Source organism: Lelliottia sp. GFLA7, assembly GCF_056490165.1.
Window position 1 is genome coordinate 996,820 of sequence record NZ_JBWLAQ010000002.1, and the last position, 8,211, is coordinate 1,005,030.

Below are 8,211 nucleotides of genomic sequence, written 5' to 3' on the forward strand. Positions count from 1 at the left end.
CGGGGTGCGTCTTGTGCCCCGCAGTTTGCTCTGCGAAAATGGCATTTTCCCTATGCCACTTCTATGACTGATAACGCCGTACTCCAATTACGTGCCGAACGCCTGGCGCGTGCGACCCGTCCTTTTCTCGCTCGTGGCAACCGCGTTCGTCGCTGTCAGCGTTGCCTACTGCCGCTCAAACTTTGCCTGTGTGACACGCTGACTCCCAGCCACGCCAAAAGCCGTTTTTGCCTGGTAATGTTTGATACTGAGCCGATGAAACCCAGCAATACTGGCCGGTTGATTGCCGATATCCTTCCGGATACCGTCGCGTTTCAGTGGTCGCGAACCGATCCTCCTCAGGCACTTCTCGATTTGGTTGCAAACCCAGATTATCAACCGATGGTGGTGTTCCCCGCTTCTTACGCAGGGCCTGACAGGAAGGTGATGTCAACGCCAGCAACGGGAAAGCCTCCGCTGTTCATTATGCTGGATGGCACCTGGACCGAAGCGCGGAAAATGTTCCGCAAGAGTCCGTATCTGGATGCACTCCCCGTGATCTCAGTCGATCTCTCCAGGGTGTCGGCCTACCGACTACGCGCGGCTCATGCTGAGGATCAATATTGCACGGCTGAAGTGGCTATCGCTCTGCTGGATCTTGCGGGCGATACCGTTGCGGCCAGCGCTTTGGGGAACCATTTTTCCTGTTTCCGTGAGCGCTATCTGGCAGGAAAACCCAATCGTACGGGAAGCGTCACAGCAGAAGAGTCAGAAAGCGTTTAAAATCATCAGGTCACTCGTGCTTTCAGGAGACTTGTATGAGCCAGCGAGGGCTAGAAGCGCTACTCCGTCCAAAATCGATTGCCGTTATTGGCGCATCCATGAAACCCGATCGTGCGGGATATTTAATGATGCGCAATCTGCTGGCCGGGGGTTTTAATGGCCCGGTGATGCCCGTTACGCCGGCATATAAAGCGGTTCAAGGTGTGCTTGCATGGCCCGATATAGACAGTCTACCGTTTGTGCCCGATCTTGCTGTGCTGTGTACGCATGCCAAACGCAACATCACGTTGCTGGAAGCGTTGGGTGAGAAAGGCTGTAAAACCTGCATCATTCTCTCTTCCCCGCCTGAACAGCAGGCAGAACTCATGGCCTGCGCCAGCCGTTACCAAATGCGCCTGCTGGGGCCAAACAGTCTGGGATTGCTGGCCCCCTGGCAGGGCTTAAATGCCAGTTTCTCTCCAGTCCCGATACGTAAAGGTAAGTTAGCGTTCATTTCTCAATCGGCAGCCGTTTCTAACACGATTCTCGATTGGGCCCAGCAGCGTGAAATGGGGTTTTCGTATTTTATCGCGCTGGGTGATAGCCTCGATATCGACGTGGACGAACTGCTGGATTTCCTCGCGCGTGACAGTAAAACCAGCGCCATACTTCTTTATCTGGAACATTTAAGCGACGCGCGACGCTTTGTCTCCGCTGCTCGCAGTGCCGCGCGTAACAAACCTATTCTGGTCATTAAAAGCGGTCGTAGCCCGGCAGCGCAGCGTCTGTTGCATTCCCATTCAGGTATGGATCCTGCGTGGGACGCCGCCATTCAGCGTGCCGGTCTGCTGCGTGTACAGGACACTCACGAGCTTTTCTCTGCCGTCGAGACGTTGAGCCATATGCGTCCGTTGCGTGGCGAAAGGCTGATGATCATCAGCAACGGTGCGGCTCCCGCTGCATTGGCGCTGGATGAGCTGTGGCTACGTAATGGAAAATTGGCCACGTTGAGTGAAGAGATGCTTGGCAAACTACGTGAAGTATTTCCGGACAGCGTGACGCCGGGTAATCCACTCGATCTGCGAGACGATGCCAGCAGCGAGCGTTATATCAAAGCCATTACATTACTGCTGGATAGTCAGGACTTTGATGCGCTGATGGTGATCCATTCCCCTAGCGCCGCTGCCCCAGGAAGCGAAAGCGCCAGAGCGTTAATCGATGCTGTCAAAAATCACCCACGCGGAAAATATGTCACTCTGCTAACCAACTGGTGCGGCGAGTTTTCCTCGCAAGAGGCACGGCGCTTATTCAGCGAAGCGGGACTCCCGACGTATCGCACGCCAGAAGGGACGATTACCGCTTTTATGCACATGGTTGAGTATCGTCGTAACCAAAAACAACTGCGTGAAACGCCCGCGTTACCTGACAATCTTACGGCAAACGCGACCGCGGCTCATAATCTGTTGCGTTCGGCAATCGAAGACGGCGCACGTGCGCTTGATACGCATGAGGTCCAGCCGATCCTTGATGCCTACGGCATACACACTCTGTCGACCTGGATTGCTGGGGATAGCGCCGAGGCTGTTCACATTGCCGAACAGATTGGTTATCCCGTTGCATTGAAACTGCGCTCCCCTGATATTCCGCATAAGTCGGATGTACAAGGGGTGATGCTTTACCTGCGTACTGCAGCGGAAGTGCAACAGGCCGCTGAAGCGATTTTTGATCGCGTCAAAATGGCCTGGCCTCAGGCGAGGGTTCATGGGCTATTGGTACAAAGCATGGCTAATCGGGCCGGAGCGCAAGAACTGAGAGTCGTTGTCGAGCAGGATCCTGTATTTGGTCCGCTGATTATGTTGGGCGAAGGGGGCGTAGAGTGGCACCCGGAAGAACAGGCTGTCGTGGCATTGCCTCCGCTGAATATGAACCTGGCGCGCTATCTGGTGATACAGGCTATCAAGAGTAAAAAAATCCGTGGCCGCAGTGCTCTTCAGCCTCTGGATATTGCCGGGTTAAGCCAATTTTTGGTGCAAGTATCAAACCTGATTGTCGATTGTGCAGAAATACAGCGATTGGATATTCATCCGCTTTTGGCTTCAGGTAACGAGTTTACGGCTTTGGATGTGACGCTGGATATCGCTCCATTTGACGGCGACCGGGAGAATCGGCTGGCCATCCGTCCCTATCCTTTGCACCTGGAAGAGTGGGTTGAGTTAAAGAACGGGGAAAGCGTGCTATTTCGCCCTATCCTTCCTGAAGACGAGCCGCAGCTGCGAGTATTTATCGAACAGGTCACTAAAGAAGATTTGTATTATCGTTACTTTAGCGAGATCAGCGAATTTACCCATGAAGATTTAGCCAATATGACCCAGATCGACTACGATCGGGAAATGGCTTTTGTGGCCGTTCGTCATCATGATAGCGGCGATGAGATCCTGGGCGTGACGCGCGCGATCTCCGATCCTGACAATGTAGATGCGGAATTTGCGGTGCTTGTTCGGTCTGATCTGAAAGGACTGGGTTTGGGACGGCGACTGCTTGAAAAACTCATCACTTACACACGAGATCACGGATTGCTGTGCCTGAATGGCATTACGATGCCCCATAACCGCGGCATGATTACCCTGGCGCGTAAACTTGGATTTGACGTCGATATTCAGTTGGACGAAGGGATTGTTGCTCTGTCGCTTAGTCTGACACCGCCGTTGAGTCGGAAGTAAGGTACTGGAAATGTTGACCACTTAGACTTTACTGGTGGTATCATTGTCCGCTTATGTTGTCTGCAGATGTCAGATAACCCTTCAATGAACAGAGAAGATACGCACTGTGATGTTGTCAAAATTTAAGCGCAATAAACATCAACAACACCTTGCTCAACTACCGAAGATTTCTCAGTCAGTTGATGATGTCGAGTTCTTTTATGCTCCCGCCCATTTTCGGGAGACGCTTCTGGAAAAGATCGCGAGTGCCACTCAGCGTATTTGCATTGTGGCGCTTTATCTTGAACAGGATGAAGGCGGACGCGCCATTTTAAGCGCAGTCTATGAGGCGAAACGGCAGCGCCCGGAACTTGACGTTCGCATCTTAGTTGACTGGCATCGCGCACAACGAGGCCGGATTGGCGCCGCTGCATCAAACACCAATGCAGACTGGTACTGCCGCATGGCTCAGGAAAATCCAGGTGTAGACGTGCGTGTCTATGGCGTACCGGTCAATACACGTGAAGCGCTTGGTGTTCTGCATTTCAAAGGCTTCATCATTGATGACTGTGTCCTTTACAGCGGCGCTAGCATTAATGACGTTTATCTGCACCAGCTTGATAAATATCGTTATGATCGCTACCACCTTATTCGCAATAAACAGATGACGGACATCATGTTTAACTGGGTTGATCAAAACCTGGTACATGGTCGTGGTGTAAATCGCCTTGATGATCCTAATCGTCCAAAGAGCCCAGAAATCAAAAATGACATCCGCCTTTTCCGTCAGGAATTACGCGATGCGGTTTATCATTTTCATGGCGATGCGGATAATGAACAGCTTGCTGTTACGCCATTGGTCGGTTTGGGTAAATCCAGCCTGCTGAACAAGACCATCTATCATTTGATGCCGTGTACCGAGCAAAAATTGACGATCTGTACGCCGTATTTCAATTTACCTGCCATCCTGGTTCGCAACATTATTCAACTGCTGCGTGATGGTAAAAAAGTCGAAATTATCGTCGGTGATAAGACTGCAAATGATTTCTTTATCCCAGAAGATCAGCCATTTAAAATCATTGGCGCTCTGCCTTATCTCTATGAAATTAACCTGCGTCGATTCTTGAGCCGTCTGCAATATTACGTCAATACCGATCAGCTCATCGTTCGTCTCTGGAAGGATGATGACAACAGCTATCATCTGAAAGGTATGTGGGTGGACGATAACTGGATGCTTCTGACAGGGAATAATTTAAACCCACGTGCATGGCGTCTGGATCTTGAAAACGCGATCCTGATTCACGATCCGCGGCATGAACTTTCTGCACAGCGTGAACGTGAACTCGAATTGATCCGTACCCACACACTCACTGTTCGCCACTATCGCGATCTGCAGAGTATTGCAGACTATCCGGTAAAAGTGCGTAAGCTCATCCGCCGTTTACGCCGGATACGTATTGATCGCTTGATTAGCCGCATTTTGTAATGCCCAGGCCCTGTCATCGACAGGGCTTTTTTTGGAGTTCACGATGCGCATCCCTTTCCTCTTTAGTCTTCTTTTACTTTCTGGCTGCAGCCATATGGCCAACGATCGCTGGCAGGGTCAGGATAAAGCCCAGCATTTTATAGCCTCAGCGATGCTTTCTGCAGCAGGAAACGAATACGCTCAACATCAAGGTCATGGCCGTGATCGCAGCGCTGTTTACGGGCTTATGTTTTCAGTAAGTCTCGGGGCTACAAAGGAATTGTGGGATAGCCGACCGGCAGGGAGCGGCTGGAGCTGGAAGGACTTTGCATGGGATGTTGCCGGTGCTACAGCAGGATATTCATTGTGGCAGCTTGCCCATTATTAAGACGACTCCTTCCCTTCCCATCTTTCACACAGCTGTACCACCGAGGTAATAAAAATCTGGACTTCTTACCAGCCTGGCTTATTTTCTGCGCAGTTCACCCGAAAAACACAAGCAAAAAACCCCGGACCTTTCGGACCGGGGTTCTTCTTTATTGATGCCTGGCAGTTCCCTACTCTCACATGGGGAGACCCCACACTACCATCGGCGCTACGGCGTTTCACTTCTGAGTTCGGCATGGGGTCAGGTGGGACCACCGCGCTAAAGCCGCCAGGCAAATTCTGTTATCAACATGCATCTCTGCACATCAATTAATCTGTTATCAAGCTGAATATCGTCTCTTTCCGCCAAAACATCTTCGGCGTTGTAAGGTTAAGCCTCACGGTTCATTAGTATCGGTTAGCTCAATGCATCGCTGCACTTACACACCCGACCTATCAACGTCGTAGTCTTCAACGTTCCTTCAGGACTCTCAGGGAGTCAGGGAGAACTCATCTCGGGGCAAGTTTCGTGCTTAGATGCTTTCAGCACTTATCTTTTCCGCATTTAGCTACCGGGCAATGCCATTGGCATGACAACCCGAACACCAGTGATGCGTCCACTCCGGTCCTCTCGTACTAGGAGCAGCCCCCCTCAATTCTCCAGCGCCCACGGCAGATAGGGACCGAACTGTCTCACGACGTTCTAAACCCAGCTCGCGTACCACTTTAAACGGCGAACAGCCGTACCCTTGGGACCTACTTCAGCCCCAGGATGTGATGAGCCGACATCGAGGTGCCAAACACCGCCGTCGATATGAACTCTTGGGCGGTATCAGCCTGTTATCCCCGGAGTACCTTTTATCCGTTGAGCGATGGCCCTTCCATTCAGAACCACCGGATCACTATGACCTGCTTTCGCACCTGCTCGAGCCGTCACTCTCGCAGTCAAGCTAGCTTATGCCATTGCACTAACCTCCTGATGTCCGACCAGGATTAGCTAACCTTCGTGCTCCTCCGTTACTCTTTAGGAGGAGACCGCCCCAGTCAAACTACCCACCAGACACTGTCCGCAACCCGGATTACGGGTCTACGTTAGAACACCAGCCATTAAAGGGTGGTATTTCAAGGTTGGCTCCACGCAGACTGGCGTCCACGCTTCAAAGCCTCCCACCTATCCTACACATCAAGGACCAGTGTTCAGTGTCAAGCTATAGTAAAGGTTCACGGGGTCTTTCCGTCTTGCCGCGGGTACACTGCATCTTCACAGCGAGTTCAATTTCACTGAGTCTCGGGTGGAGACAGCCTGGCCATCATTACGCCATTCGTGCAGGTCGGAACTTACCCGACAAGGAATTTCGCTACCTTAGGACCGTTATAGTTACGGCCGCCGTTTACCGGGGCTTCGATCAAGAGCTTCGCGTTGCCGCTAACCCCATCAATTAACCTTCCGGCACCGGGCAGGCGTCACACCGTATACGTCCACTTTCGTGTTTGCACAGTGCTGTGTTTTTAATAAACAGTTGCAGCCAGCTGGTATCTTCGACTGATTTCAGCTCCGTGAGCAAGTCACTTCACCTACCATCAGCGTGCCTTCTCCCGAAGTTACGGCACCATTTTGCCTAGTTCCTTCACCCGAGTTCTCTCAAGCGCCTTGGTATTCTCTACCTGACCACCTGTGTCGGTTTGGGGTACGATTTGATGTTACCTGATGCTTAGAGGCTTTTCCTGGAAGCAGGGCATTTGTTACTTCAGCACCGTAGTGCCTCGTCATCACACCTCAGCGTTAATAAGCGTCCGGATTTACCTAAACGCTCCGCCTACATGCTTAAACCGGGACAACCGTCGCCCGGCTAACATAGCCTTCTCCGTCCCCCCTTCGCAGTAACACCGAGTACAGGAATATTAACCTGTTTCCCATCGACTACGCCTTTCGGCCTCGCCTTAGGGGTCGACTCACCCTGCCCCGATTAACGTTGGACAGGAACCCTTGGTCTTCCGGCGAGCGGGCTTTTCACCCGCTTTATCGTTACTTATGTCAGCATTCGCACTTCTGATACCTCCAGCATCCCTCACAGGACACCTTCGACGGCTTACAGAACGCTCCCCTACCCAACAACGCATAAGCGTCGCTGCCGCAGCTTCGGTGCACAGTTTAGCCCCGTTACATCTTCCGCGCAGGCCGACTCGACCAGTGAGCTATTACGCTTTCTTTAAATGATGGCTGCTTCTAAGCCAACATCCTGGCTGTCTGTGCCTTCCCACATCGTTTCCCACTTAACTGTGACTTTGGGACCTTAGCTGGCGGTCTGGGTTGTTTCCCTCTTCACGACGGACGTTAGCACCCGCCGTGTGTCTCCCGTGATAACATTCTTCGGTATTCGTAGTTTGCATCGGGTTGGTAAGCCGGGATGGCCCCCTAGCCGAAACAGTGCTCTACCCCCGAAGATGAGTTCACGAGGCGCTACCTAAATAGCTTTCGGGGAGAACCAGCTATCTCCCGGTTTGATTGGCCTTTCACCCCCAGCCACAAGTCATCCGCTAATTTTTCAACATTAGTCGGTTCGGTCCTCCAGTTAGTGTTACCCAACCTTCAACCTGCCCATGGCTAGATCACCGGGTTTCGGGTCTATACCCTGCAACTTAACGCCCAGTTAAGACTCGGTTTCCCTTCGGCTCCCCTATACGGTTAACCTTGCTACAGAATATAAGTCGCTGACCCATTATACAAAAGGTACGCAGTCACCCTGATAAATCAAGGCTCCCACTGCTTGTACGTACACGGTTTCAGGTTCTGTTTCACTCCCCTCGCCGGGGTTCTTTTCGCCTTTCCCTCACGGTACTGGTTCACTATCGGTCAGTCAGGAGTATTTAGCCTTGGAGGATGGTCCCCCCATATTCAGACAGGATACCACGTGTCCCGCCCTACTCTTCGAACTCACA

4 protein-coding genes and 2 rRNA genes are annotated in these 8,211 nt (G+C 51.9%); 4 read left to right on the forward strand and 2 right to left on the reverse strand.

Going from position 1 to position 8,211, the window contains the following annotated elements:
• Window positions 1-63: 63 nt before the first annotated feature.
• The 4 genes from tapT (at window position 64) to AC07RN_RS10290 (ending at window position 5,293) form a co-directional block, all read left to right on the forward strand.
• Window positions 64-762: a tRNA-uridine aminocarboxypropyltransferase gene (gene tapT, locus AC07RN_RS10275; protein ID WP_015960062.1), complete on the forward strand. Its 699-nt coding sequence runs from the start codon at window positions 64-66 to the stop codon at window positions 760-762.
• Window positions 763-797: 35 nt separating this feature from the next.
• The gene (locus tag AC07RN_RS10280; protein ID WP_478336268.1) at window positions 798-3,461 is read left to right on the forward strand and encodes a bifunctional acetate--CoA ligase family protein/GNAT family N-acetyltransferase; all 2,664 of its coding nucleotides are present in this window, start codon (window positions 798-800) and stop codon (window positions 3,459-3,461) included.
• A 109-nt stretch (window positions 3,462-3,570) separates the two neighbouring features.
• Window positions 3,571-4,926, forward strand: coding sequence for a CDP-diacylglycerol--serine O-phosphatidyltransferase (gene pssA, locus AC07RN_RS10285; RefSeq protein ID WP_478336298.1), 1,356 nt, complete (start codon window positions 3,571-3,573; stop codon window positions 4,924-4,926).
• Window positions 4,927-4,969: 43 nt separating this feature from the next.
• On the forward strand, window positions 4,970-5,293 hold the full coding sequence (locus AC07RN_RS10290) for a YfiM family lipoprotein (protein ID WP_478336269.1): 324 nt from the start codon (window positions 4,970-4,972) through the stop codon (window positions 5,291-5,293).
• A 156-nt stretch (window positions 5,294-5,449) separates the two neighbouring features.
• On the opposite strand, the gene rrf is transcribed toward AC07RN_RS10290, so the two are convergent.
• Together rrf and AC07RN_RS10300 are read right to left on the reverse strand one after the other, a co-directional pair.
• A 5S ribosomal RNA gene (gene rrf, locus AC07RN_RS10295) occupies window positions 5,450-5,565 on the reverse strand.
• A gap of 93 nt (window positions 5,566-5,658) precedes the next feature.
• Window positions 5,659-8,211 (reverse strand): 23S ribosomal RNA (locus tag AC07RN_RS10300); the annotation flags it as partial.